This is a genomic window from Cobetia sp. 14N.309.X.WAT.E.A4 (assembly GCF_030397495.1).
In the GTDB taxonomy this organism is placed as follows: Bacteria; Pseudomonadota; Gammaproteobacteria; order Pseudomonadales; family Halomonadaceae; genus Cobetia; species Cobetia marina.
Genome location: NZ_JAPNXT010000001.1, coordinates 290,969 through 314,858, shown reverse-complemented (window position 1 = coordinate 314,858; position 23,890 = coordinate 290,969). Strand labels below are relative to the sequence as shown.

Annotated in this window: 19 protein-coding genes; 5 read left to right on the top strand and 14 right to left on the bottom strand. The window is 65.4% G+C overall.

The window, feature by feature from the left end:
* Positions 1 to 14 precede the first annotated feature (14 nt).
* Complete coding sequence (locus tag OW493_RS01380; RefSeq protein ID WP_077372149.1) at positions 15 to 1,103, top strand: 3-deoxy-7-phosphoheptulonate synthase; 1,089 nt, start codon at positions 15 to 17, stop codon at positions 1,101 to 1,103.
* Positions 1,104 to 1,220: 117 nt separating this feature from the next.
* On the opposite strand, the gene dinG is transcribed toward OW493_RS01380, so the two are convergent.
* Together dinG and OW493_RS01370 are read right to left on the bottom strand one after the other, a co-directional pair.
* Positions 1,221 to 3,359 (bottom strand): ATP-dependent DNA helicase DinG, encoded by a 2,139-nt coding sequence (dinG, locus tag OW493_RS01375; RefSeq protein WP_289862942.1) that lies wholly within the window; start codon positions 3,357 to 3,359, stop codon positions 1,221 to 1,223.
* A 183-nt stretch (positions 3,360 to 3,542) separates the two neighbouring features.
* Positions 3,543 to 4,847, bottom strand: coding sequence for a DEAD/DEAH box helicase (locus tag OW493_RS01370; RefSeq protein ID WP_084209121.1), 1,305 nt, complete (start codon positions 4,845 to 4,847; stop codon positions 3,543 to 3,545).
* Between the two features lie 943 nt (positions 4,848 to 5,790).
* On the opposite strand from OW493_RS01370, the gene OW493_RS01365 reads away from it, so the two are divergent.
* Both OW493_RS01365 and xthA read left to right on the top strand, forming a co-directional pair.
* Positions 5,791 to 6,057 (top strand): hypothetical protein, encoded by a 267-nt coding sequence (locus OW493_RS01365; protein ID WP_077372139.1) that lies wholly within the window; start codon positions 5,791 to 5,793, stop codon positions 6,055 to 6,057.
* Positions 6,057 to 6,869 (top strand): exodeoxyribonuclease III, encoded by an 813-nt coding sequence (xthA, locus tag OW493_RS01360; protein WP_289863236.1) that lies wholly within the window; start codon positions 6,057 to 6,059, stop codon positions 6,867 to 6,869. Before OW493_RS01365 ends, xthA begins: the two co-directional genes overlap by 1 nt.
* Before the next feature lie 135 nt (positions 6,870 to 7,004).
* Here the strand turns inward: xthA and OW493_RS01355 are convergent, their stop codons facing one another.
* From OW493_RS01355 to OW493_RS01320, 8 genes are all read right to left on the bottom strand, one after another.
* Entirely contained in the window at positions 7,005 to 8,333 is a 1,329-nt protein-coding gene (locus tag OW493_RS01355) for a hypothetical protein (RefSeq protein ID WP_289862939.1), read from the bottom strand.
* 154 nt (positions 8,334 to 8,487) lie between these two features.
* A complete protein-coding gene (locus OW493_RS01350) occupies positions 8,488 to 9,279 on the bottom strand; it encodes an energy transducer TonB (RefSeq protein ID WP_289862938.1) in 792 nt (263 codons plus the stop codon).
* 1 nt (position 9,280) lies between these two features.
* On the bottom strand, positions 9,281 to 9,679 hold the full coding sequence (locus OW493_RS01345; protein ID WP_077372126.1) for a biopolymer transporter ExbD: 399 nt from the start codon (positions 9,677 to 9,679) through the stop codon (positions 9,281 to 9,283).
* A complete protein-coding gene (locus tag OW493_RS01340; RefSeq protein WP_084209124.1) occupies positions 9,672 to 10,307 on the bottom strand; it encodes a MotA/TolQ/ExbB proton channel family protein in 636 nt (211 codons plus the stop codon). Before OW493_RS01340 ends, OW493_RS01345 begins: the two co-directional genes overlap by 8 nt.
* The gene (locus tag OW493_RS01335; RefSeq protein WP_255317635.1) at positions 10,300 to 11,766 is read right to left on the bottom strand and encodes a MotA/TolQ/ExbB proton channel family protein; all 1,467 of its coding nucleotides are present in this window, start codon (positions 11,764 to 11,766) and stop codon (positions 10,300 to 10,302) included. The genes OW493_RS01340 and OW493_RS01335 overlap by 8 nt, the downstream gene beginning before the upstream one ends.
* A complete protein-coding gene (locus OW493_RS01330; protein WP_169477171.1) occupies positions 11,766 to 12,632 on the bottom strand; it encodes a DUF3450 domain-containing protein in 867 nt (288 codons plus the stop codon). The genes OW493_RS01335 and OW493_RS01330 overlap by 1 nt, the downstream gene beginning before the upstream one ends.
* Before the next feature lie 365 nt (positions 12,633 to 12,997).
* On the bottom strand, positions 12,998 to 13,924 hold the full coding sequence (locus OW493_RS01325) for an FAD-binding protein (protein WP_084209126.1): 927 nt from the start codon (positions 13,922 to 13,924) through the stop codon (positions 12,998 to 13,000).
* Positions 13,921 to 14,673 carry an electron transfer flavoprotein subunit beta/FixA family protein gene (locus tag OW493_RS01320; RefSeq protein ID WP_289862933.1) on the bottom strand — a complete coding sequence of 251 codons (753 nt, stop codon included), beginning with the start codon at positions 14,671 to 14,673 and terminating at the stop codon, positions 13,921 to 13,923. Before OW493_RS01320 ends, OW493_RS01325 begins: the two co-directional genes overlap by 4 nt.
* Positions 14,674 to 15,293: 620 nt before the next feature.
* Here OW493_RS01320 and OW493_RS01315 point away from each other — a divergent pair.
* Together OW493_RS01315 and OW493_RS01310 are read left to right on the top strand one after the other, a co-directional pair.
* Positions 15,294 to 16,937, top strand: a complete 1,644-nt coding sequence (locus OW493_RS01315) for an electron transfer flavoprotein-ubiquinone oxidoreductase (RefSeq protein ID WP_289862932.1) — start codon at positions 15,294 to 15,296, stop codon at positions 16,935 to 16,937.
* Between the two features lie 303 nt (positions 16,938 to 17,240).
* Positions 17,241 to 18,476: a dicarboxylate/amino acid:cation symporter gene (locus OW493_RS01310; protein ID WP_084209129.1), complete on the top strand. Its 1,236-nt coding sequence runs from the start codon at positions 17,241 to 17,243 to the stop codon at positions 18,474 to 18,476.
* A gap of 101 nt (positions 18,477 to 18,577) precedes the next feature.
* Here the strand turns inward: OW493_RS01310 and OW493_RS01305 are convergent, their stop codons facing one another.
* From OW493_RS01305 to OW493_RS01290, 4 genes are all read right to left on the bottom strand, one after another.
* The gene (locus OW493_RS01305; RefSeq protein WP_289862929.1) at positions 18,578 to 19,519 is read right to left on the bottom strand and encodes a sulfurtransferase; all 942 of its coding nucleotides are present in this window, start codon (positions 19,517 to 19,519) and stop codon (positions 18,578 to 18,580) included.
* Positions 19,520 to 19,617: 98 nt separating this feature from the next.
* Positions 19,618 to 22,188 carry an ATP-dependent helicase gene (locus OW493_RS01300; RefSeq protein WP_289862927.1) on the bottom strand — a complete coding sequence of 857 codons (2,571 nt, stop codon included), beginning with the start codon at positions 22,186 to 22,188 and terminating at the stop codon, positions 19,618 to 19,620.
* Between the two features lie 95 nt (positions 22,189 to 22,283).
* Positions 22,284 to 22,919 carry a DUF1285 domain-containing protein gene (locus tag OW493_RS01295; protein WP_289862925.1) on the bottom strand — a complete coding sequence of 212 codons (636 nt, stop codon included), beginning with the start codon at positions 22,917 to 22,919 and terminating at the stop codon, positions 22,284 to 22,286.
* Between the two features lie 43 nt (positions 22,920 to 22,962).
* Entirely contained in the window at positions 22,963 to 23,799 is an 837-nt protein-coding gene (locus tag OW493_RS01290; protein ID WP_084209132.1) for a TatD family hydrolase, read from the bottom strand.
* Positions 23,800 to 23,890: the final 91 nt, after the last annotated feature.

Below are 23,890 nucleotides of genomic sequence, written 5' to 3'. Positions count from 1 at the left end.
CTCAGGACACCGTCATGTCAGAACAGCACGTCAATAACCTCAACGTCCTGTCCCAGGATGTACTGATCACTCCGCAGGCGCTCAAGCAGGACATCCCGCTGACCGACAAGGCCGAGCAGACCGTCATCGAAGGCCGTCGCACCATCCAGCGCATTCTGGACGGCGAGGATCCGCGCCTGCTGGTGGTGGTCGGCCCCTGCTCCATCCATGACCTGGACGCCGCCCGCGACTATGCTCGCCGCCTGAAGGTGCTCGCGGAAGAGGTCAAGGACAGCCTCTACATCGTGATGCGCGTCTACTTCGAGAAGCCGCGCACCACGGTCGGCTGGAAGGGATTGATCAACGACCCGCACCTCAACGATTCCTTCGAGATCGAGGAAGGCCTGCACATCGCCCGTGGCCTGCTGGTCGAACTGGCCGAGATGGGCCTGCCGCTGGCCACTGAAGCGCTGGACCCGATCTCCCCGCAGTACCTGCAGGACTGCATCAGCTGGTCCGCCATCGGCGCGCGCACCACCGAATCCCAGACTCACCGTGAGATGGCGTCTGGCCTCTCATGCCCGGTCGGCTTCAAGAACGGCACCGACGGCTCGCTGGATGTCGCCGTCAACGCGCTGCAGTCCGTCTCCCACGGCCACAACTTCCTGGGCATCAATCAGGCCGGTCAGGTCGCGATCATCCGCACTCGCGGCAACGCCTACGGCCACGTCGTGCTGCGGGGCGGCAACGGCAAGCCGAACTATGACAGCGTCAGTGTCGCCCTGGCCGAGCAGGAACTGGCCAAGGCCGGCGTCACCGCCAACCTGATGGTCGACTGCTCCCACGCCAACTCCAACAAGGACCCGGGCCTGCAGCCGCTGGTGCTGGAAAACGTCACTCAGCAGATTCTCGAGGGCAACCGCTCCATCATGGGCCTGATGGTCGAGTCGCACATCAACTGGGGCGCCCAGAAGATCAATGCCGACCGCAGCAAGATGGAATATGGCGTTTCCATCACCGATGCCTGCATTGACTGGGCGACCACCGAAGAGACCTTCAAGACCATGGACACCAAGCTCAAGGACGCCCTGCGCGCCCGCCTCGAGCAGTCCGCCGAAGCCTGATACGCACCGGACAGGCAGACAGAAAAAGCCCCGCCGATCGGCGGGGCTTTTTTGTGGCCACTCAGTACTTGCGAATCAGTACTTGCGAATCAGCACTTGCGGATCAGGGCTTGCGGCTCAGTTCTGACGTACGCCGTCAATCTCGCGCACGAAGGGCGGCAATGCCTCGATCAGCTGCTGACCGTAACGCTTGGTCAGGATGCGCCGATCCAGAATCGTGATGCGCCCCTCATCGGCCTCCTTGCGGATCAGGCGCCCGCAGGCCTGCACCAGCTTGATGGACACATCGGGCACCGCGATGCGCATGAACGGATTGCCGCCTCGCGACTCGATCCACTCTGCAAGCGTCGCACCGACCGGGTCATCCGGCACCGCGAACGGCAGCCGCGTGATCACCACATGGGTCAGGTACTTGCCGGGCAGATCGATCCCCTCGGCGAAGCTCGCCAGGCCGAAGATGATGCTGCCGCGACCACCATCCACCGCCTTGCGGTGCTGACTGAGCAGCTCGTGCTTGGGCAGGCGACTCTGGGCCAGCACCCGCTTGCGGGTCTCGTTGTCCAGCGCCTTGTTGACCGCCGCCAGCTGCCTGCGCGAACTGAACAGCACCAGCACCGCCTCGCGCACATCCAGCGCATTGACGAAATCGACGATCGCCTGCTCATGCGGGCCGGGCGGCGACGGCTCCACCGCCTCGCGCGGGATGGCCAGCACCGCCTTGCCATAATCGAACGGGCTGGGCAGTCGCTGATAGCGATAGCGATTGGCCAGACCAGCACGCTCCTGCAGGCGCTCGAAGCGGTTGAGCGCCGTCAGGGTCGCGGACGTCAGTACCGCGCCGAAACAGGTCCCCCACAGGTGGCGCGCCAGGGTCTCCGCCGCCGAGACGGGGCTGGCCGAGACGGTCATCTCCGGTTCGCCATTGAAGCGCTCGAAGGTCAGCCAACGCGCATGCGGCGGGCCATCCACGGGATCGCTCAGGCCGATGGCCTCCCACAGCGCATGGGCTTCCAGCGCACGTCCATGCAACAGGGCCACCAGCGGCAACCAGTCCTCGGCATTCTCCTTGGGCAGGCCTGTCGCCTTCTCCGGGTCCAGACTCTCGCGCAGGATATCGGCGATCTGCTCCAGCGCCCGTGACAGCTCCGCGAAGCCCTTGAGCAGATTGTGCCCCAGCTCCTTGAGCGCCTCCGGTGCCTGGCCGCGCTCGAAACGATGATTGGTGGCATCATCGCCCGCCCCCTCCGGCAGGTCAGCCAGCTGGTGGCCCAACCCGAACACCTCGCCCAGCCGCGGCTCGATGTCGGCCAGCAACTCCGGCATGCGCGCCAGCAGGCGCCCGATGGTCGGCTGACTGCCCAGCGCCGCGTTCAGCTCGGTGAGCGACTTCTTGAGATTGCCCAGCCAGCGCAGCGTCTGATTGATCGGCGTGCGGTGGTGGAAGTGGTCCAGCGCCTTGTCCGGCAGGTGATGCGCCTCATCGAAGACGTAGATGCAGTCACTGGGCGAGGGCAGCACCAGCCCGCCGCCCAGCGAGAGATCCGCCAGCACCAGATCATGGTTGGCGACGATGATGTCGGCCTGCTCCAGCTGACGGCGGGCACGGAAGAAGGCGCACGCCGAGAAGTGGCTGCAGCGGCGATTGGTGCACTGGCGGTGATCCGTGGTCAGCCGCGCCCAGTCGCGATCCTCGACCTGCAGCGGCCAGCTGTCACGGTCCCCTGCCCACTCGCCGCTGGCATAGTCCTCGGCCATCTTGCCGGCCAGCTCCACGAAGCTGCCACCATCGCTGGCGATCATGTCGCGCTCGAACAGCGCCATGGTCGGGTTGTCCTCGACGCCTTCCAGCGCCTGATCCAGCTTCTGTACGCACAGATAGCGCCGCCGCCCCTTGGCCAGCGCATAGTCGAAGGTCAGCCCCGAATGCTTCTTGAGCGCCGGCAGGTCCTGATGCATGACCTGCTCCTGCAACGCGATGGTGGCGGTGGAGACCACCAGCCGCTTGCCGCGCGCCTTGGCGACCGGCAGCGCGGAGAGCAGGTAGGCGAGCGTCTTGCCGGTACCGGTACCGGCCTCCAGCACGCAGACGTGCTCGTTGCCGAGGCGATACCCTTCCGGATTCTGCTCGATGTTGCCCAGGGTGCGTGCAATCTCGGCGATCATCAGCCGCTGCCCATAGCGCGGCGTCAGCTCAAGCCCCTCAAGCAGCTTGCGATAGGCGGTCTGGATCTCGCCCTTGAGACTGTCTTCCAGCATTGCGTGTCTCTCCTTGTGCCGAGCTGACCGCCGTGCGGCGCCCTAGCGCAAGACGGCGAACAGCCTGAGCTGTTCGCCGTCCATCACTTGCTGTCTTCTGACTGCGCTGCCGAGCCATGCCCTGATGAGTGGCATCGGTCATCCAGGCCAGACAGCCAGCATGAGCGGGGTATCACCCCCGCGTCACAGCATGCCCTGTGGCGGTTGCTCGCGGGGCAGCGTTTCCTGGATGTACTCCTCGATCTCCGGCAGGGAGAACACATCCTCCTCGCCGATGAAGCTGATCAGGCTCACGTCACTGAAGCTGGCACGATGCACGTAATCTTCCGGCACCTCCGGCAGCGTGAAGTTGATGGCATGGGTGGCATCTTCCAGCGGCAGACCCCGCCCGGCCACGTCACTGACCACCAGCACCTTGAGCTTGCCGTTGCGGAAGGCTTCCTGCGCCTCGAGACGTGCCGTCTGGGTCTCGGCACCCGACATCAGCGCCACCTCGATGCCTGCCTCACGCAGAGCGGCATCGATGCGACGCACCAGCGCACGGGTATTGCCGAACACCACCACGCGCTCCAGTGCGTCCTGCTCGACGAGCTTGACCAGCAGACGCAGCTTGTCGTCGTCGCTGACGGTGTAGGCCTGCACGCCCGCGTTGTCCGCCGGGATGGCGGCCGCGGCTTCATGCTCCACCGCCACCTGAGCGGCCTCATGCGTCCACTGCTCTGCCAGGCCCAGCACGTCGGAGGACAGCTCGGCGGAGAACAGCAGTGTCTGGCGCTCCTCGGCACGCGGCGTGGCGCGGATGATGCGCTTGACGTCCGGGATGAAGCCCATCGACAGCATGCGGTCGGCCTCGTCGACCACCAGCACTTCGGTCTCGGAGAGATCGACATCGCGCTTGGTATGGAAGTCCAGCAGGCGACCCGGCGTGGCGACCAGCAGGTCGACCTTGCGCTCGAGACGCTCACGCTGCTTCTGGTAGTCCATCCCGCCGACCACGCAGGCCACGGAGATGCGCGCGAATTCGGAGAATGCCTTGGCATCCTTCTCGATCTGCAGCGCCAGCTCACGGGTCGGCGCGATGATCACGGCACGCGGGGCACCCGGCTTCTGACCTTCCGGCGCCTTCTCTTCCAGGAAGTAGGCGAGCGTGGCGATCAGGAAGGCAGCCGTCTTGCCGCTGCCGGTCTGGGCGCGCCCGACCACGTCACCACCCAGCAGCGCCTTCTCGAAGGTCTGGGTCTGGATCGGGGTGCAGTATTCGAAACCGGCCTTCTGGATGGCACGCATCAACGGCAGCGGCAGATCGAAATCGTGGAAGCGCCACTGACCGGCGACCGGCGCGACCTGGAACTGATCAAGGTTCCACTTGGACTGGGAGCGACGCGGCTTGCGGCGGCGACGCTTGGGCTTTCTGGGCTTCTGGTTCGGGTCCTGCGGCTCTTGCTGAGTCTGCTCAGCGGCTGGCTGGGTCTGATCCGTCTCGCTCATGTAATCCGTTCTTTTCAAGGGTTCATATGCGACAGGCGCGGGCCGCTCTCGGAATCTCGCCACGACAGGCCACACCCGGATGGTTCGTCATGCCCAGTGGTCTCACCTGGTTCGCCTGACCCGCTTGTGACAAGCGGTCGTCTCGGGCTGCATGCGCCTTTGCCGGATTGGGAGTCATCCCGTGCCTGTCTGCTCCCCTTCGGGGGTATGCGTCTCCAGGGCCACGCAGGCCCCGGGTGCAGACATGCACGAATGCTCTCACCTGTTCTGAACGGATTCACGCATCCGGATCTCCCCTGCCCGAATGTTCGGCAGGGGCTGGAGCGGACGTCGGCCATGAGGGTCAGCTCACCTGGCATCGGTCATGTCATCGCCGCGCACAGGGAACCGACAGGCTCATGGGTCGCCACAAGGGCGGCCAGTACTGCGTGTCGGTGGAATGGTTGTCTTCTGTCATCTTCTTTGGGCCCGGCGAGGCCACGCTGAACGCTTCCTGCCGGAGCGACCGGGCGGTACGTTGCAGGCCAGGTCAACGAGGCTGGCGGGTCCTGAGAGCCGTCCCCCGGCACGGCATTCAAGCAACGTGCCGCGAAGGCAGGGTACTTGAGACATGCGTGTGGAGGGTGAGGCTTCGGATCCTGCGGCCAGTCGCGAGTCGCGCCTGCGGGTAACAACGATGATGCCGGATCATTGTACCAGCACGTGACCATCTTCGCGCCCCTGCGTGGCATCGTGATGACCCTGCCCGGGCATGGGGAAACCTCCCATCACCGTCTGCGTCCTGCAGGCATCAGGGGAGCGGCGTGTGACATGGCGCATGGCACCTGCCCCGTGCAGGCTGGTAGAATGCCCGCCAACTGATGCGATTGCCCGCACGCCACGCCCTGACTTGCGCGTGTGCCCGAGGCTGGCGACTGCTGACACCGAACAGGAAAGCCCGAAGATGACACGCAGAAAGAAGAGCCGCTCCATCGCCGACAAGGTGCAGATTCGCACCGGCCGCCGCAAGGACTTCAAGAAGTGGCGCGCCGAGAATCCGGATCAGGTACATTCCGGACCTCGCTATGTGGCCAAGAAGAAGGATCAGCGCAAGAGCCAGGCAGCCGCCAAGCTGGAACGCATGAACGCCGCCCCGCTGCTGCCGCTGCATCCGGACGCCCCTGCCGAGCAGGACGACAAGGGCGGGAATGATGAGGGAGGCAAGGCGTGATGCGACTGGTGTCCTTCAACATCAATGGCATCCGTGCGCGTCCGCATCAGCTGGAAGCGCTGATCGAGGCGCATCAGCCGGACGTCATCGGCCTGCAGGAAACCAAGGTGCAGGACAGCGAGTTTCCCCACGCGCACATCGAGGCACTGGGATATCACGTGGTCTGGCACGGCCAGAAGGGCCACTACGGCGTCGCCATGCTGACCCGCCAGGTGCCGAAGAAGGTGCATTACGGCATGCCCGATGACACCGAGGACGCCCAGAAACGCATGATCGGTGTCGAGATCGACGGCCCGAACGGCGAGCCGCTGATCGTCTACAACGGCTACTTCCCCCAGGGCGAGAATGTCGAGCACCCGGTGAAGTTTCCCTACAAGACGCGCTTCTATCAGCAGCTGTTCCGCCTGCTGGAAGAGGACCACACCCCCGATCAGCACGTGGTGGTGATGGGCGATTACAACATCTCGGCGACTGACCGCGACATCGGCATCGGCGAGCCCAACCGCAAGCGCTGGCTGCGCGAAGGCAAGACCAGCTTCCAGCCCATCGAGCGCGAGTGGATGGAGCGCCTCTACGCCTGGGGCCTGACCGACAGCTTCCGTCACGTGCACCCGGAAGTCGATGACCAGTTCAGCTGGTTCGACTATCGCTCGCGTGGCTTCGAGCGCGAGCCCAGACGCGGTCTGCGCATCGACCTGATCATGACCAGCCCGGGTCTGACCCCGCTGATCAAGGATTCCGGTGTCGATTACGCGCTGCGTGGCATGGAAAAGCCATCGGACCACGCGCCCGTCTGGACCGATATCGGCTGATACGCTGAGCAACGCCAGCGCGAACACGATCGCCAGATACGCAAACGCCGCCTTCCCCGTCTCAGGACGATCAGGAAAGGCGGCGTTTTCGTTGCACTGACGGTCAGACAGCCAGGAGTCGCGGGGGTGGGCGCCTCAGCGCTGCGCGAGTGACTTCAGCCAGTCATCGGCCCCTTCGGCGCCGCGTGCCTGCGCCTTCTTGAAGGCCTCACGCGCGGGGTCCAGCTGATCAAGCTGACGGGCGACCACACCGCTGAGCAACCAGTGACGCGCGGAATCATCCCCGCGCTCACCGGCACTGGCCAGGGCACCGCTCGCGATATCCCAGCGCCCCCAGTCATAGGCCAGTTCCGCCAGCTGCCGAGCATCCTCGACACGGCCACTCTGCTCGGAAACCGTCGCCCACGCCGTCAACGAGTGCTCGATGTCGCGCGCCGAGGTCCAGGCCTCTGCCAGCTGACGACGCAGTACCGGCGTGTCTACCAGCAACGGCTGCCCCTCGGGAGTTGCCGACGTCGAAAGTCCCGCCTCGATCAACTCCGCGGCCCGCGCCGGCGCGCCGGCGGCCAGTTGCAGATCGATGCGCTGCTGATAGGCCTCGCGACCACTGACGATTCCCGCCGCCCAGGCGGCTTCCCAGGTACTCGCCGCACGCCGCTGCTGATTGAGACGCTGATAGAGCGCCACGGCGCGCTGCCAGTCCTGCGCATCCCGCGATTCGCCAAGTCCCTGCTCGACCAGTGCCACCGCCGCAGCATGGCGTCCCGTCTGCTGATAGACGCTGACGGCAAGTTTCAGACGATCGCCTTCTGGCGCACTCGCTCTGCTGGCGCGCTCCAGCCAGTCCTCGGCCCGCGACCACTGGCCACGGTTGGCTTCCAGGCTGACGGCCAGCCACAGATCATCGGCACTCGCCGAGCCGCCATGCAGGTACTCCGCCAGACGTGCGGTACCGGCTTCCTGCTCTCCCGCCCGCAATCTCAGCATGGCTTCGCGCCGCAGCCACTTGCGCGCCTGACTGGCATCGACGCCCGGCAACCGGCGCGCTTCACCATAGAGACGCGCCGCCTGGGCCTGATCCCCTTGTCTTGCCCGCGCACTGGCGGCCAACGACAGATACAGCGCACGCACCTCGCCACGTTGCTGACGGGCTTCCCGCTCGGCACGCTCGCCGACCTCGTCGTAATCCCCCTCCTCCAACCGTGACTGGAGCGTGCGCAGCTGCCCCGCGACCTCCGCCGACACGCGCATTGCCCCATTCGCGGTGGCGACGCCCCCGACCTCCATCATCAGCATCAGACAGGTGGAGACCAGGGTCACGCGCGTCAGGCGACGCCCGCCGCGACGAATCGCCGTCATCAGACGAGCGCCGAGACCTTCAGGCGTCGCTGACTCGGCAGGCGCCTGTCGCGCGGACTGCCCGCATGGTGAGCGCTCGGCGGAATGCTTGTCTTGGTTCGACATCGTACGGATATCCTTTGCTCCACGACTCAAGTACGTCTCAGATACGCCTCAGGCGTCATGCCTGCCATCTGCTTGCAACACCAGCTCTCTTCTACACCAGATTCGCGGCGAAGACATGAATGACAGGTACCGCTTTGCATGCGCCCGGGTTGCCTCAACGCAACTGGAACTCAAGCCGTTGACGCGCCTGACGCGCTGTCTGGGCCGCCGGGAACTCCCAGCGCGCGATAGCCTTCATCGCGGCGCGATCAAAGACACCGGAAGGCTCTGCACGCACCACCCTCAGCGAACTGCCATCGACATTGCCATCCGGACGAATCACGAAGGCCACCTCGACGAAGCCCTCGATGCCACGCCGGCGTGCACGACTGGGGTACTCAGGCGCCGTGCGCAACGTCGGGCGGGGCGAGCCCCCTTGCGCCGCGGGTGCCGGCGTCGACCTGGCCTCCGATCGAGAAGCACTGGCGGTGGCCTGGGCACTGGACTGGGCTGACGCCTGGGAGGCGGGTGCCGGGGCCGGCTTCGGCGTTGGCTTGGGTTTCGGATCCGGTTTCGGCTCCGGTTTCGGCTCCGGTGTCGGTCTCGGAGGACGCTTCACCTCCAGTGGCGGCAGGCTGTCATCCAGCGTCAGCTCCGGCGTTGGCGGCAGTGGTGTCTTGACCTCAGGGATCGCCACCGAGCTTGTCACCTCTGGTGACGGCATCGGTGCCGCTTTAGGCGGCGGCGGTGGCTCGGCCGGTGGTGTCGGCAAGGCCTCTGCCGGCGCCGCTTCAGGGGCGGGTGCCTCTTCAGGCGCCTGAACGGTCGAGACCGACAGCGGCTCAGGCGCCGGCGCATCGTTCACCGGCGGCGCCACCAGCAGTGCCAGGGCATAGAACAGGGCCAGCGCCAGCAGGGCTCCGCCCAGCAATCCGATCAGTCGATTGGCATACAGACGTCGCGTCATGTCATTCGCCTTTCGATGCCGCGACCGCGATGTCCTGCACTCCCGCACTGCGCAGCGCATCCATCGTCTCCACCAGCAGCCCGGTCCGCGATTGACGATCCGCCTGGATCACCACCGGTTGGCCGTCGGCCAGCTCCGCTACCGCGTCCCCGACACGGTGGGCATCCACCGGCTTGCCATCGACCCATACCGCGCCCTCGGCGGTGATCGCCACCATCACGGCCGCATCCGGACGCGCCGTGGCATGCGAGGCCTCGGGGCGCTGGATCTCGACCCCCGACTCCTTGACGAAGCTGGTGGTGACGATGAAGAAGATCAGCATGATGAAGACGACATCCAGCATTGGCGTCAGGTTGATCTCGCCGCTGTCTTCCGCGGCTTCCATGCGACGTCTACGCATGCGGTGTCTCGCTTGTATCAGAGGAATCGGAGTCAGGCGCGGTGGACATGCCGCCAGGTACCTTGCCCTTGCGGGCATCATCCACGGCGCGCGCCAGGCGGTCGTGCAGGCGTTGGTCCTCACGACGCACGACACGCTCGAAACGGGTCACGAACAACAGTCCCACCACCGCCACTGCCATGCCGGCCAAGGTCGGCAAGGTGGCACGCGCAACGCCATCGGCCATCGCTCGCGCCTGGCCGGTACCGGCGATCGCCAGGGAATCGAAGACGTGGATCATGCCGGTCACGGTGCCCAAAAGGCCCGCCAGCGGGCAGATCATCACCAGCAGCTTGAGCCACGGCAACGGCGCGCGCAGGCGTGACAGCAGCTCGCGGGTCAGTACCTCGCGGTGAGTGAGCGCCGACCAGCTGTGGTGCTCGCTGCGCGCCACCCAGTCGTGGATCAACTGGCGGCGCGCCGGCCGATGCACCAGCCGCCAGTAAAGGCCGCGCTCCAGCGCCAGACCGAACAGCAGCATGGCGATCAGGCAGATCACCACGATCAGAGGCCCGCCGCTATCCACCAGCCGCATGACCGGTGCCAGCGCACCGGGCAACAGGGAAGAAGAGGCCAGCGACTCAGGCATGCTCGGTTTCCCGCGTGCGGGCATTGGCCGTCGCCGCGGCGGCGGGCGCACGACGCTCGAGGTGATCCGCCAGACGCGCACTGGCACGCCCTTCCAGGCGCCCCATCAGCCCCTTCGACAGGCTCGACAGACCGGTCTGCGCGAACAGCAGCGGCACGGCGGTGATCAGACCCAGCACGGTGGTCACCAATGCCTGGGAGATGCCGCCGGCCATCAATTTCGGATCGCCGGTACCGAAGACGGTGATCGACTGGAAGGTGCCGATCATGCCGGTCACGGTGCCCAGCAGACCCAGCAGTGGCGCGATGGCCGCCAGCAGCTTGACCAGTGCCTGGCCACGCTCCAGCTTCGGTTGCTCGGCGAGCAGCGCCTCATCGAGACGCGCTTCCAGCGCTTCCGGCTCATGATCATGACGCATGCCTTCAAAGCGGGTCAGCACGCGGCCCAGCGGGTTGTCATCCTTGAGCTGGGTCAGATCCGCTTCCTGACGCTTGACCGCGCGCCGTGTGGCCGTCAGGCGCACCAGCTGGATCAGCGCGATGATCAGCCCCAGCACGCCAAGCCCGACGATCACATAACCGACCGCCCCGCCCTGCTTGAGTCGCTCGGTCAGCCCCGGCGCACGTGACAGGGCGCGGGTGACATCACCCCCGGTGGGATCGAAATCGAGTCGATCGGTATCGCCGGCATTGAACGCCGCCAGCTGATCACGCATGGTCGCCGGTGTCTTGCCGGCAAGGCCGAGACTTTCCAGTGCGCTTGCACCATCCACGGCCTTGTCATCGGACAACGGTGAGAGCAGCAGATCGCCACTGAAGGCCATCTGCTCGCCGACACGCACGATCTCACGTGGCTTGATGCTGCCATCGGCACCGGCCAGCGGTGCCTTGAAACGCAGCGCACGGCCACTTTCGCGGGCGATGCTGCCGATGTCGGCCGTCAGGGCCGCGAGTCGCTCACGACCGGGCACTTCATCCCGCGGACCAAGGTCCGGCAGTCGGGCCTGCCCACCGGCCAGCAACCAGTTGCCGGCCACCCCTTCCCGGACTTCCCGCGCATGCTTGCGCGCCACCGTGAAGACCTGGCCGAGATCACCCTGCTGCGCCTGGCGCTCGTCATCCAGGCCGCTGAGGGTCGCCTGCTGCTGCTTCGCTTCGGCTTCAAGGCTCTCGCGCTTCTCGCGCAGGCTGTCACGTTGCGCCTCGGCCTTGGCCACGGCCGCATTGAGCGCTTCACTGTCCGACAGCAACGTCTCCAGGCGTGTCTGATCGCGACCTTCCGCCTGACTGGCCGCCTGCTCGAACTGCTCGACGCTCAGTGCCTGTGCCGCGGAGCCGGTCACGGCATGTGCCGGCAGCGCGCTCATGCCGAGCACACCCAGCAGGCTCACGCCGAGCCACCCGCGCTTGAGCGCGCCAGACATCGACAGTCGCGGGAATGTCTTGTGCATCATGGACATCAGCTGGACTCCTGCGCGGACGGGGTAGACGAAGCGGCATTGGAGGCAGCCTGAGGAGAGGCGTCGAGCTCCACGTTTTCCACCGGGACGGACAGCGGCAAGGTGAGCAGTGACGGTGCCTGCTGGTCACGCGCCATGCTGATTCCCTGGCGCAACTCGCTCAGCGCACTGTCATCCAGTACCTGCCAGCTGTCATTCTGCGTCTTCCATGCCCCGCCGTGCTGGCCATCCAGCGTCAGGTAATAAAGCCCCACGCGACCGACACGCAGATATTGCACCTCGGTGTCCTCCGCACCGATCAGCCCCGCACGCCAGGTATCCAGGCCCTGGCCGTAGCTCAGCTCCTGCTGCCAGGCATTGAGCAGCTGATCGAGGCGCTCGTCATTGGTGAGACTGGCGTTGGACAGGTTGTCGCGCAGCCGTGCGACACGCGCCAGACGCTCTTCCTTCAGGAAGGGCAGGTCCTGCTCGATGAACGCTTCCAGCTCATTGACCTGCTCACGCAGCAGGCCCGGCAAGGACTCGCGGGTGGCCTCGAGATTCTCGAGCGCCGTGCGCTGACGCTCGATTCGCGCGGCACGGTCGGCATTGAGCGGGGTCAGTTCCGCGGTATAGCTTTCCAGACGCGCCGCTTCCTGACGCGCCTCGCGCAGCCTCACCAGCAATTCGCGGGTCTCGTCGTCAGCCGCGTCGATGCGCGACTGCAACTCCCCCTGGGTCTGCTGATGACTCGCCGCACTGTCACGCAGCGTCTGTGCATGAACCGGCAGACTCGTGGCACACAGAGGCACCATCAGCGCCAGCGCGGGCAGCATGCCGCCAAACGCGCGCGCCCTCGGGAAAGAGAAAGAAGTGGAACGCCGCACGGACATCTCCTGAAGAACAAGACTGGGTTGCATCCTCGGTCACTGGCCATGCTGCCAGAGAGTCGCGAGTGGAAATGCAAATCACTGGCAGGGACGGTATTACAAACAAGAACAATTATCAATTGATCTCGATCCGCACTCGCCTCCATCTCTGCAATGCCGCGTTGCAGGCTTTCCCCTCGCGTGCCGACGCTCACGCAGAGCCTGTCAGATGTCATGCCCTCGGGATGCCATGCAGGCAGACGCCATGACGTGACGATGTCTGATCCGGGCACAAAAAAAACGCGACCCGCCGAAGCGGGTCGCGTTTTCTGCTCATCTCCGGTCCGGGTGTCCGGCGCCGGATGAGAGGTCAGCGCACTGTCTTACAGCTTGCCTTCCAGCTCCGGCAGCACCTCGAACAGATCACCGACCAGACCGTAGTCCGCAACCTGGAAGATCGGCGCCTCATCATCCTTGTTGATCGCGACGATGACCTTGGAGTCCTTCATGCCCGCCAGGTGCTGGATCGCACCGGAGATGCCGACGGCAATGTACAGGTCCGGGGCAACGATCTTGCCGGTCTGACCGACCTGCATGTCGTTGGGCACGAAACCGGCATCCACGGCGGCACGTGAGGCACCGATGGCGGCGCCCAGCTTGTCGGCGATGCCGTCGAGCAGAGCGAAGTTCTCACCGTTGCCCATGCCGCGGCCACCGGAGATCACCACCTTGGCAGCTCCCAGCTCCGGACGCTCGCTCTCGGCCAGCGTCTCGTTGACGAAGCTGGAGACACCGGCATCCTCGACGACATCCACCGCCTCGATGGCCGCCTGGCCGTCAGCCGCCACCGGGTCGAAGCCGGTGGCACGCACGGTGATCACCTTCAGGACGTCGTCACTCTTGACGGTCGCGATGGCGTTGCCGGCATAGATCGGACGCAGGAAGGTATCGGCACTCTCGACCGCGATGATCTCGGAAATCTGTGCGACGTCCTTCAGCGCTGCCACGCGCGGCATGAAATTCTTGGCCGTGGTGGAAGCACCGGACAGCACATGGCTGTAGTCGTCCGCCAGCGCCACGACCAGTGCCGAGACATTCTCCGCCAGCTGATGGGCGTAGACCGCGTTGTCCGCCACGCGCACACGCTTGACGCCGGCAAGCTTCGCGGCCTGCTCGGCAACGCTCCCGACACCTTCCCCCGCGACGAGAACATCGATATCGCCACCGATGGCGCTGGCAGCCGCTACCACACTGGCAGTGGTACCTGTCAGCTGGCCATCGTGATGATCGGCAATGACGAGAATGCTCATGAGATCACCTTTGCTTCATTCTTGAGTTTGTCCACCAGCTCATCGACGGAGCCGACCTTGACGCCACCCTGGCGCTCGGCCGGCGGCGTCACCTTGACCAGCGTGACCTTCGAGGCCGTGGAGACACCCAGCTCTTCCGGCGTCTTGACGTCCAGCAGCTTCTTCTTGGCCTTCATGATGTCCGGAAGCTTGGCGTAGCGCGGCTCGTTGAGGCGCAGGTCCGTGGTGACCACCGCCGGCAGGCTGAGCTTGACGGTCTGCAGACCCCCGTCGATCTCACGAGTGACGTTGACGCTCTCGCCGTCGACCACCACCTCGGAGGCGAAGGTGCCCTGCCCCATGCCGGTGAGCGCCGCCAGCATCTGGCCGGTCTGGTTGTTGTCGGCATCGATGGACTGCTTGCCGAGAATCACCAGGCCAGGCTGCTCTTCTTCGACCACCTTGGCCAGCAGCTTGGCCACTGCCAGAGAGTCGACGGCGTCATCGGTCATCACCTGCACGGCGCGATCAGCCCCCAGCGCCAGCGCGGTACGCAGCTGTTCCTGGGCGGCCTTCGGCCCGATGGTCACGGCCACGACCTCGGTCGCCACGCCTTTTTCCTTCAGGCGTACCGCTTCTTCCACGGCAATCTCGCAGAAGGGGTTCATGGCCATCTTGACGTTGGTCAGATCCACGTCAGACTGATCCGCCTTGACGCGAATCTTGACGTTGTAATCGATGACGCGTTTCACCGCGACGAGTACTTTCATGGTGTCCTCGCTGATCTCTCATGGAGCGAGAGGCTGCTCGAGGCGCCCCCGCTCGATTCATGCAAGCGTTTGATAGGTGAATATCATCCAAAATAGGTCGTGCTGACAAGCACCGCGTCACGGCACCCCATCCCACGACCCGAAGGCATGCTGCCTGCTGCTGGCGAACGCTGCTCGCCGGCCGTTGACAACCGGCCCTGATGGCAACGGATCATCATTCTCATGGGGGCATCTTGCGCAGAATTGGGGGTCGGGGTCAAACCGGAAAGCCACCATCCGGGTGCCCGGACATGAAACCCGTCAGGCGATATCCTGCAACACGCCGTGTGGCTATTACGTCAGACCCAAGCATAATAAACAAACGGTCGTTTTAAATGCTACTGTTGCGGCATGCTATGCGGCTGCCTTGCGCATGACAGCTCGCCACGACGGGATGGGAGCCATATCCTTCACTGTCGACACGACGAGCACAGCATCGTTTTTTGCTTTGGCGAGCCACCGCCCTGACGCGCGCCGCCGAAGATCAATAGCCCTGCGATCAGCAACGACTGATCGTGATACGCCCACCCCGCCGGATCCGCGGGGCCTGATACAGGGCATCAAGATTGAGGAGACGGGTCATGGAACGCGAATTCATGGATTTCGACGTCGTTATCGTCGGTGCCGGGCCTTCCGGCCTGTCGGCGGCCTGTCGACTGATGCAGCAGGCCAATGAGGCGGAGCACGAACTGACGGTCTGCGTGGTCGAGAAAGGCTCTGAAGTCGGCGCCCATATCCTGTCAGGCGCAGTGCTGGAGCCACGCGCACTCACCGAACTCTTCCCCGACTGGGCCGAGCGCGGCGCGCCGCTCAATACCGCCGTGACCCGTGATGAAGTCGTGCTGCTCAAGGATGACCAGAAGGCACAGGTCATCCCCAATGCGCTGGTTCCCAAGACCATGCACAACGATGGCAACTACATCATCAGCGCCGGCAACCTGACCCGCTGGCTGGGCGAGCAGGCCGAGGAACTAGGCGTCGAGATCTTCCCGGGCTTCGCCGCTCAGGAAGTGCTGCACGGAGAAGATGGCACGGTGCGCGGCATCGTGGTCGGCGACATGGGCGTGGCCGCCGATGGCAGTGAAAAGGATGGCCACATGCCGGGGATGGAACTGCGCGGCAAGTACACCCTGTTCGCCGAGGGCTGCCGCGGGCATCTGGGCAAGCAGCTGATCTCGCGCTTCTCTCTCGACAAGGACGCCGATGCCCAGCATTACGGCATCGGCCTCAAGGAGCTGTGGGATGTCCCGGCCGAGCAGCATCAGCCGGGGCTGGTAGTCCACGGCAGTGGCTGGCCGCTCAAGGGCAACGCCGAAGGTGGCTTCTTCCTCTATCACACCGATGACCAGCAGGTGGTGGTCGGGCTGATCGTCGATCTCGCCTACGACAATCCGTGGCTGTCACCCTTCGATGAATTCCAGCGCATGAAGCAGCACCCGACCCTGGCCCGGCACCTCGAAGGCGGCAAGCGGGTCTCCTACGGTGCACGCGCCATCGCCAAGGGTGGCCTCAACTGCCTGCCGAAGATGAGCTTCCCGGGTGGCCTGCTGATCGGCTGTGACGCCGGTACGCTCAACTTCGCCAAGATCAAGGGCCTGCACACCGCGATGAAGTCCGGCATGCTGGCGGCGGAGACCGTGTTCGCCGCCATCAAGAGCGGCGATGAAGGTGGCGAGGACCTCGTCGACTTCGGCAAGCGCTTCCAGGACAGCTGGGCCCATGAGGAGCTGGATGCCTCGCGCAGCTTCGGCCCGGCGATGCACAAGTACGGCACCTTCCTCGGTGGCGCCTACAACTTCCTCGACCAGCTGATGGGCGGCCGACTGCCGACCCTGCATGACACCACCCCGGACTACGCGCGCATGCGCCCGGCGGATGAATGCACGAAGATCGAGTATCCCAAGCCGGACGGCAAGCTGTCCTTCGACAAGCTGTCCTCGGTGTTTCTCTCCAACACCAATCACGAGGAAGACCAGCCGTGCCACCTGCGTCTGGCAGACCCGGCGCTACCGGTGCGTGACAACCTGCCGCGCTTCGCTGAGCCGGCCCAGCGCTACTGCCCCGCCGGGGTCTACGAGATCATCGAGGAAGCCGGTGAGCCGCAGTTCCAGATCAACTTCCAGAACTGCGTGCACTGCAAGACCTGTGACATCAAGGACCCGGCGCAGAACATCACCTGGGTCGCCCCGGAAGGTGGCGGTGGCCCCAACTATCCGAACATGTGACCCATCGCTGCCCGCCAGCTGACAACGCCGCCGTGGCCCTGCCGCGGCGGCGTTGTCGTTTCTGGCCTCCCGTACGGAGCTGCTCCGTGGACCGCTGCGCGGTCCGCTTCAGCAGGGAGATGTCGCGCTCTCACGAGGGCGCTTCTTGTGTTATTCCAAAATAGTCTCAAATACTTCATTGATATAACTTTCCATGGATAGCACATTAGCCATCCTTGATTTCACTCACTCCAACGGGGTCAGACGGCGCAGCACCCGAGCGTCGACTCGCCTCTTCCTGACTTCCCTTGCTTCGGAGCCACCATGTCCGTCACTCGTCAGATACTGCTCGCCCTGGGGCTGGGTATCCTCAGCGGCCTTGCCCTGAACGCCGGAGCAGGTGCCTTGCCCGAGGGCAGTGTCGCCTGGCTCGACGCCAACCTGCTGACGCCGGTAGGCCAGATCTTCCTGCGTCTGCTGCAGTTCGTGGTGGTACCGATGGTCTTCGGTGCCCTCATCCTCAGCCTGACCAGTCGCGAAGGCGGTGCCGACGTGGGCCGCCATGCCGGGCGTCTGCTGGGCAGCTACGTGGTCACCAGCGCCGTGGCGCTGACGCTGGGCATGCTGGTCGCTCATTGGCTCAGCCCGGGCAGCGGTGCCGAGAGCCTGGTGGACTCGGCGCCTGAAGGCCGCAACGCCGACAGCATCGCCCAATGGCTGGTGGGGCTGGTGCCCAACAACCCCTTCACGGCGCTGGGTGGCGGCGGCCTGCTGCAGGTCATCTTCGCAGCCGCCTTGATCGGGCTGGCGATGCGTGCTCTACCGGAAGAAAGCGCGCCGCTGCATCGCGTGATCGAAAGCGGCTACACCGTCAGCCTCAAGGTACTGTCCTTCGTGCTCAAGCTGGCCCCGCTTGGTGTCTTCGCGCTGATCACCTCGGTGATCGCCACCCAGGGGCTGGATCTGCTGATGCGGCTGGGAATGTACGTGATCGGTCTGATCATCGCGCTGGCCTTGATGGCACTGCTCTATCTGGTGCTGCTGGCCGTGACCGGTGCCCGCCCGCTGGCCTTCATGCGCCACTTCGGCCAGAGCCTGGGCTTCGCCTTCGGTACCGCCAGTTCCGGTGCCACCCTGCCGCTGGCGCTGGGCAATGCACGCGACTACGGCATGCAGGAATCCCTGGCCAGCTTCGCGCTACCCTTCGGTACCGCGCTCAAGCGTGATGGCGCCGCCGTGCTGCAGGGCTTCAATGCGTTGTTCGTGGCGCAGCTGTTCGGTATCGACGTCACGACGTCACTGGTGATCACCGTCTTCACCACCGGTCTGCTGGTCAGCTTTTCCACGGCGGGCGTGCCGGGTGCCGGACTGGTCGCGATGACCACCGTGCTGGGCGCGGCGGGCCTGCCGCTGGAGGGCGTGGCCGTGGTCGCCGGCGTCGACCGCTTCACCGACGGCCTGCGCACCGCCCTCAACGTGATGGGCAACTGCGCCAACGCTGCCCTGCTGGAGCGCTTCGAGTCGCGCAAGCCCGCCGCGGAGCCCAAGACGCCAGCCTGAGCGCGCACGGAAAGCGCGCCCCACAAACGACAACGCCCGCCAGAGGTTTCTCTGGCGGGCGTTGTCGTTTCGGCAATATCCGTGTCGGGCTTGCCTGAATGCTACCCTTCGCTGGCCTCGCCGGTGGCGACCGGGCGCTCGGGATCACTGATCCAGTCGCTCCAGGAGCCGGCGTACAGACGCGGCAGCGGCAGTCCCGCGATCGCGAAGGCCAGGATGTTCTGACAGGCGCTGATGCCGGAACCGCAATAGGCGATCACGGCGCTGTCATCCGGCAATGTCCGGCGCAGCTCGCGCATCAGGCTCATGCGGTCCTTGAAACGACCATTGGCCTCGAGATTGCCGGGGGTCGGGCGACACAGGGCGCCGGGGATATGGCCGGCCACCGGGTCGACCGGCTCCTGCTCACCGCGAAAGCGCGCTTCACCACGGGCATCCAGCAGCACCGCCTGACTGTCCACCACCTCCTCGGCAGTGACCAGCAGGCTGTCGTCAAAGCTCGGCTGCCAGTCACTGGGCTCGGAGGTCACTGGCTGGGAGGGAGCGCGCTTGAGCTCGCCCATGGCCTGATTCCAGGCCTGGATGCCGCCATCCAGCACACGCACATCCGGATGCCCGGCCCAGGTCAGCATCCACCACAGGCGCGCCGCCGCCATCTGGCCGCCCATGTCGTCATAGACCACCACCTGTTGCTCGGGCGTGATGCCGAGACGGCGAAACAGCTCGACTGTCGCCTGGTGCGACGGCAGTGGATGACGACCGCCCACGCCGTCCTCGCGCACGGGCGCGGAGAGATCACGTTCCATATCGACATGGATGGCCCCCGGCAGGTGCCCTTCACGCCACATCCGCTCGCCCGCCTCGCCATCCTCGAGGCGAGCGCGGCAATCCAGTACCACGGGGGACTTGAGCCCTGCCATCGCCAGCTGGGTCACCAGCTGACTGGCGTCGATCAAGGGTGCCTGCCGCTGGTCCGGGGCCAGCAACGATGAGGTGGAGACGGAGGCTGCCGCCAGTGCGGCAGGATCGGGATACTGGGCCATGGGAACTCCTTTCCAGCGGACGGTGACGCCATGAGGGCATGATGGCCCTCACGTCGATGATTGGCAATCGCGCACCTTGCCACCCTGGGCGTCTGGTCTTACAGAGCGGACAGTGGCGCACGCGAGGCGATCAGGCGTCGCTTGCTGCCATCGGCAAAGCGCACTTCGACCAGCGGATTGGTGTCATTGCCGGACACCTCTTCGATCACGCCCTCGCCAAAGGTGTCATGAGCGACACGCTGCCCCACCTTCCAGCCACCGACGCTTTGCAGCACGCCAGACACCTCGCTGCGAGGCGAGGATGACGTGCGGGAATGACGGCCCCCGGAACGAGGCTGACGCCGGCTGGATGCGGCGTCAGCGGTCTTGCCTACGCCACCGGGCTTGCTCTGTTGCTCGGCCCTGGGCCTGGGCGAGGCCTCAAGCGTCGGCGGCGTGATGCCATGACGTACCAACGGCAGGCGTGCCAGATAGGCCTCGCCAAGGGCTGGCGCGCTCACGCGCAGGGTCTCGGTATTTTCAGAGGACGCCTCGCGACTGGATGCGTCGCCCTCACCGGCCTGCTGGCGAGCGAGCTTGGCACGCTTGCCCGCACCGTGAATCCAGTCACCGAGGCGGGAGCAGTCCTCCACGCACAGTTCCGCCAGGAAGCGACTCGGCGCATGGGTCCCGCCATCCCGCCACAGATGCAGCTGTTCGCGAGCACGGGTCACGCCGACATAGCACAGACGTCGCTCTTCCTCGAGGCGCTCCGGTGACAGCGGGTTGTCGCGCGAGTAGGCCGGGAAGTCCTCTTCGTTCATGCCCCAGAGGCCTACCAGCGGCCATTCGAGCCCCTTGGCGCCATGGACCGTGGTGATCAGCACGCCATCGGCGGCATCCTCGACCGGATTGCGCAGCAGGTTGACGAAGGCCTCGGGGTCGTTGGCAAGCTCCCCCGCCTGCTCGATCAGCACGTCCAGCAGACGCACGTCCTCCTCGCCCTTGTCCCGTCGGGCCGCGGCCCGTCTCAGCACCTTGTCGGCTTCCAGCTCATCGACCACGTGCCGCAGCAGCCGCGCGGGAGCCCAGTCGCCCAGCGAAGGGAGATCACACAACAGCTTCCAGCGCTTGTGCAGGTTGCGGCGCTGCAGCGGCTTGAGCCCTTCGAGCATCGGGTCTTCCTTGCGCGGCCAGCGCTGGCTGTCGGCCAGTTGCTGACACAGACGCTCGAGGCGTTCGCGCGCGACGAAGGCGGTGGGCTGGGTGAACAGCAACATCAGATGTGCCGGGTCACGCAGACGCGTGACGTCACGCGCAAGCTCCAGATAGCCTGCCAGCGCCTGCACCAGTGGCAGGCGGAACACGAAGCGATCGCCCTGCCCGAGACGGAAGGGAATCCCGGCCTTGAGCAACTGCAGCTGCACCGGCACCGACAGCGCCCAGCTGCGCACCAGCACGGCGGCCTCGGCACCGCTGCGCCCCGACTCACGCCAGGCGGTCAGCGCCGCGACCAGACTGGCGGCCCCCTGCCCTTCGAACAACCGCGTCGGCGGTGTGCCGGGTGCAGCCAGACACAGCTGATCCGGGCGGCGCGCATTGGCGGCGATCGCGTGATTGGCCGCCAATGCCAGACGATGACCATGGCGAAAGGTGTAACTGAGCGGGAAGTCCAGCGGGGACGGGAAACTCTCGGCGAAACGCGTCAGCATGTAATCAGGGCGGGCGCCACGCCACTCATAGATGCACTGGTTGGCGTCACCTACCGCCATGACTTCTGCCACGGTGCTGGATGATTCGCCGGTGACTGCCGGCGAGGAAGCCGCAGTGGACGGCGCACCGGCCAGCAGCGCCAGCATGCGCTGCTGCGCCTCATTGATGTCCTGATACTCATCGATGATGACGTGCTGCAGATGCCCCTGGATGCGCGCACGGGTCTCCGGCTCCTTCTCCAGCTGACGCAGCGGCCGGTAGAGCAGATCGGCATAGGTCATCTGGCCATGCTGCTCGAGCAGCTGCTCAAGCTGGGCGAAGGACTCGACGAAGTGACCGGTGTGCTCACCAAGGTTCATGCGCTCATACAGCAGCGTCGGTTCGCACATCTCGGCCTTGACCAGATCACAGAACTGGGCAAGCGCTTCGAGACGCTCACCTTCCAGTGCCGCCTCACGATCGGCGCGGTCGGCATCGCCCAGGGCACGCTGGGCGGCCTGCTTGAGCAGCCGCTCCAACGCCCAGTCCTGCTGGATCAGCTCGCGCGGCGCCAGACACCCCCAGCGCACCAGGGTGGTGGTCAGGCGATGACCGATGGAGTGGAAGGTGCGGACATCCGGCAGGCGCGTGCCCGGTGGCGCCGACTGCGCCAGCTTGGCGACGAAGTCCTCGCGCGCCGAGCGGTTGAACATCAGCACCAGAATCCGCTGCGCCGGAATGCCTTCCGCCAGCAGACTCAGCACTCGCGCCACCAGCGTGGTGGTCTTGCCGGACCCTGCTACCGCCGCGACCCGTGCGTGTCGTCCGCGATGTGCAACTACGGCACGCTGCTGATCCGTCAGCCGTTGCGTCAGCTGGCCGACGGCGTGCGCGAGCGGCGAGACCGGTTCCGCACCGCCGGTGGCGACATCATCCGGCGTGACACCGATGGTCTCGACAGGGGTATCAGGCGCGACTGGCGGGAGAGTAGAAGACATGAAGACCTGCAATGGCTGACGAGGGACGGCAAGGATGCCATGCGTCGTTGATGAATACGGTTCAGGCGGCGCTGCCGCGGGCGAGACCGGGTGGCTCAGGTGTCGAGATCTCGGGCACTCAGTACGCCGAGCATCTGCCAGTGGCCGTCGCTCATGAAGCCCAGTGCCTGATCGCCATTGTCCAGCTCGCGCATCTCGGCCTCTTCCAGCAGACGATAGTAGAGATTGCGATGCAGACGCGCGGCGAGTCCGAAGCGCACCGGCGCTTCCGGCAACCACAGGCCATCCGGTGTCTCGCTGAGCGTCAGACGGGTATCCCCTTCCAGCCGCACGATATCACCCTGGTCGGTGACCAGCTGCCAGATGTCCGGCTGAGGCTGAGGCTCAGCCTCTCCGGGTGCTGCCTGTCCAGGCTGTGTCTGATCAGGTTTAGACTCGACACGAGAGCAATCCACCGCCAGGAAGGGGCGATCCTCGACCTGGATGGTGACCTTCTCCGCCGGCGTGACCAGGCAGTAGCTGCCATCGGGTTCGCGCCGCATGACCCGCGACAGCATGTGCACCAGCCGTGCACGACCGATCGGCGTGCCTTCATGCACCCAGCGACCATCGGCGCGGATGACGAGATCCATCTCGCCGCAGTGCTCCGGGTGCCAAGCCTCCACCGGTGGCAGTGGCCCAACCTTGCCGGCCCTGTCGCCCAATCGAGTGAGAATGGCGGCTGGATTCATGACATTTCCTCCCTGCCTGGCGTGTCACGCTGCCCGTGGGCGCTCATCCGTCGATGAGCATGCCGCTGCTGGCCAGCGCTTCGCGAACGTTGTCCGGGGCTTCCGGCGCGGCGGCGCGGAACAGACGATAGAAGTTGGCGGTGGTCTGCATCGCCAGCTCATCGACGGTGATGCCGCGCTCGGCAGCGATACATTCGGCGACCTCGACCACGTTGCCCGGCACGTTGGAGGTGCCGCGGTACGGCACCGGCGCCAGGTAGGGGCTGTCGGTCTCGATCAACAGGCGATCCAGCGGGATGGCGCGCGCCAGCTCGCGGACATGCTCGGCATTGCGGAAGGTGACGATCCCGGAGATGGACACCATGAAACCGTGGCCCACCGCGACACGTGCCATGTCCAGATCTTCCGTGAAGCAGTGCAGCACGCCACCCACGGCGGGATCGGTATGCTCCTTGATCAGCGCCAGGGTGTCCTCGCGGGCTTCACGGGTGTGGATGATGACCGGCAGCTCCAGCTCGCGCGCGGCAATCAGATGACGCGTGAAGCGCTCGTATTGCAGTTCACGGCTGACGCTCTCGTAGTGATAATCGAGGCCGGTCTCGCCGATGGCCACCGCACCGAAGCGCTCGGCACACTTCTTGATGTCCTCGACCGAGGGCTCCGGGTCTACCTGATGCAGCGGATGCACACCGGCGGAAATCACCACATCGTCATGCTGTCGGGCGATGGCCGAGATCTCGGGCACATCGTCCAGCGTGACCGCGATGGCGAGGAATTGATGCACGTGACGGGCGCGTGCGGCGTCCAGCACGGCGTCAAGGCTGCCGCCATGTTCTTCAAGCTTGAGGCGATCAAGGTGGCAATGCGAATCGACAAACATCCGGAAACTCTCAGACTGGGGGCCACGCGAGGCATGGCGAAAACATGAACGACCGACATGCCAGCATGGCGGCGCCGGTCGGGGTGACAGG

Excerpts from the sequence above, each read along its gene's own strand:
- OW493_RS01340 (WP_084209124.1), bottom strand. The coding sequence starts at position 10,307 with ATGCCTGAGTCGCTGGCCTCTTCTTCCCTGTTGCCCGGTGCGCTGGCA.
- OW493_RS01300 (WP_289862927.1), bottom strand. The coding sequence starts at position 22,188 with ATGTCTTCTACTCTCCCGCCAGTCGCGCCTGATACCCCTGTCGAGACC.
- OW493_RS01380 (WP_077372149.1), top strand. The coding sequence starts at position 15 with ATGTCAGAACAGCACGTCAATAACCTCAACGTCCTGTCCCAGGATGTA.
- OW493_RS01305 (WP_289862929.1), bottom strand. The coding sequence starts at position 19,519 with ATGGCCCAGTATCCCGATCCTGCCGCACTGGCGGCAGCCTCCGTCTCC.
- OW493_RS01315 (WP_289862932.1), top strand. The coding sequence starts at position 15,294 with ATGGAACGCGAATTCATGGATTTCGACGTCGTTATCGTCGGTGCCGGG.
- OW493_RS01335 (WP_255317635.1), bottom strand. The coding sequence starts at position 11,766 with ATGTCCATGATGCACAAGACATTCCCGCGACTGTCGATGTCTGGCGCG.
- OW493_RS01295 (WP_289862925.1), bottom strand. The coding sequence starts at position 22,919 with ATGAATCCAGCCGCCATTCTCACTCGATTGGGCGACAGGGCCGGCAAG.
- OW493_RS01345 (WP_077372126.1), bottom strand. The coding sequence starts at position 9,679 with ATGCGTAGACGTCGCATGGAAGCCGCGGAAGACAGCGGCGAGATCAAC.
- OW493_RS01350 (WP_289862938.1), bottom strand. The coding sequence starts at position 9,279 with ATGACGCGACGTCTGTATGCCAATCGACTGATCGGATTGCTGGGCGGA.
- dinG (WP_289862942.1), bottom strand. The coding sequence starts at position 3,359 with ATGCTGGAAGACAGTCTCAAGGGCGAGATCCAGACCGCCTATCGCAAG.
- OW493_RS01290 (WP_084209132.1), bottom strand. The coding sequence starts at position 23,799 with ATGTTTGTCGATTCGCATTGCCACCTTGATCGCCTCAAGCTTGAAGAA.
- OW493_RS01355 (WP_289862939.1), bottom strand. The coding sequence starts at position 8,333 with ATGTCGAACCAAGACAAGCATTCCGCCGAGCGCTCACCATGCGGGCAG.
- OW493_RS01325 (WP_084209126.1), bottom strand. The coding sequence starts at position 13,924 with ATGAGCATTCTCGTCATTGCCGATCATCACGATGGCCAGCTGACAGGT.
- OW493_RS01365 (WP_077372139.1), top strand. The coding sequence starts at position 5,791 with ATGACACGCAGAAAGAAGAGCCGCTCCATCGCCGACAAGGTGCAGATT.
- xthA (WP_289863236.1), top strand. The coding sequence starts at position 6,057 with ATGCGACTGGTGTCCTTCAACATCAATGGCATCCGTGCGCGTCCGCAT.
- OW493_RS01370 (WP_084209121.1), bottom strand. The coding sequence starts at position 4,847 with ATGAGCGAGACGGATCAGACCCAGCCAGCCGCTGAGCAGACTCAGCAA.
- OW493_RS01320 (WP_289862933.1), bottom strand. The coding sequence starts at position 14,673 with ATGAAAGTACTCGTCGCGGTGAAACGCGTCATCGATTACAACGTCAAG.
- OW493_RS01310 (WP_084209129.1), top strand. The coding sequence starts at position 17,241 with ATGTCCGTCACTCGTCAGATACTGCTCGCCCTGGGGCTGGGTATCCTC.